Genomic DNA, 1,050 nt, shown 5'->3' with positions numbered 1-1,050 from the left:
GTTCACTATCGGTCGATTACGAGTATTTAGCCTTGGAGGATGGTCCCCCCATATTCAGACAGGATTTCACGTGTCCCGCCCTACTTGTCGCAAGCTTAGTTCCACACCATCGATTTCGCATACGGGGCTATCACCCACTATGGCCGGACTTTCCATTCCGTTCTACTATCGTTGATGCTAAATCTTGCAGGCTGATCCCATTTCGCTCGCCACTACTCTGGGAATCTCGGTTGATTTCTTTTCCTGTAGCTACTTAGATGTTTCAGTTCGCCACGTTCGCTTCGTTACCCTATGTATTCAGATAACGATGACCTTACGGCCGGGTTTCCCCATTCGGAAATCTGCGGATCAAAGCTCGTTTGCCAGCTCCCCGCAGCTTATCGCAAGCTACTACGTCCTTCATCGCCTGTAATCGCCAAGGCATCCACCATGTGCACTTATTCGCTTGTTCCTATAACGTTAGCCTCTTTTGCAAGAGCGTTATAAAAAGCGTTGAGTTTTAGCGTTTGCCGTATTCCAAAGTAAGTCTTCTAATTGCTAAGATCACTTCGTAATACTTTGATTGATACAATCACACCCATTTTTACTTTCGCAAGAACCGAAGTCCTGGCGATCGTTTAAATGAATCTTTACTTCTTCCAGATTGTTAAAGAACAAAAACAGCCATTGATCGTAAAAGATCAAACCTAAATCACTACGTCTCGCTTTGGACGCTGACTTAGGTTTGATATTTCTGGTGGAGGTTGACGGGATCGAACCGACGACCCCCTGCTTGCAAAGCAGGTGCTCTCCCAGCTGAGCTAAACCCCCGAAACCTTGGTGGGTCTGGTTGGGCTCGAACCAACGACCCCCGCGTTATCAACACGGTGCTCTAACCAGCTGAGCTACAGACCCGCTTGGATCAGTATCAGTAGCCGATCATCGCTGATCGTGCTTCACCAAATAACTGTTCTTGATTTACAGCCGATAAGTGTGGACGCTTAACTTCGTGCGCACTCTAGAAAGGAGGTGATCCAGCCGCACCTTCCGATACGGCTACCTTGTTACGAC

Annotated in this window: 2 tRNA genes and 1 rRNA gene; all 3 read right to left on the bottom strand. The window is 47.8% G+C overall.

Going from position 1 to position 1,050, the window contains the following annotated elements:
• Positions 1–451, bottom strand: a 23S ribosomal RNA gene (locus tag ACIPHN_RS25730); the annotation flags it as partial.
• Positions 452–734: 283 nt separating this feature from the next.
• Positions 735–810, bottom strand: a tRNA-Ala gene (locus ACIPHN_RS25725).
• Between the two features lie 7 nt (positions 811–817).
• Positions 818–894: transfer RNA gene (locus ACIPHN_RS25720), tRNA-Ile, on the bottom strand.
• Between the last annotated feature and the right edge of the window lie 156 nt (positions 895–1,050).

Origin of the sequence: Herbaspirillum sp. NPDC087042 (assembly GCF_044745245.1) — a bacterium.
Taxonomy (GTDB): Bacteria; Pseudomonadota; Gammaproteobacteria; order Burkholderiales; family Burkholderiaceae_D; genus Herbaspirillum.
This window is presented reverse-complemented; position numbering and strand designations above follow the sequence as displayed.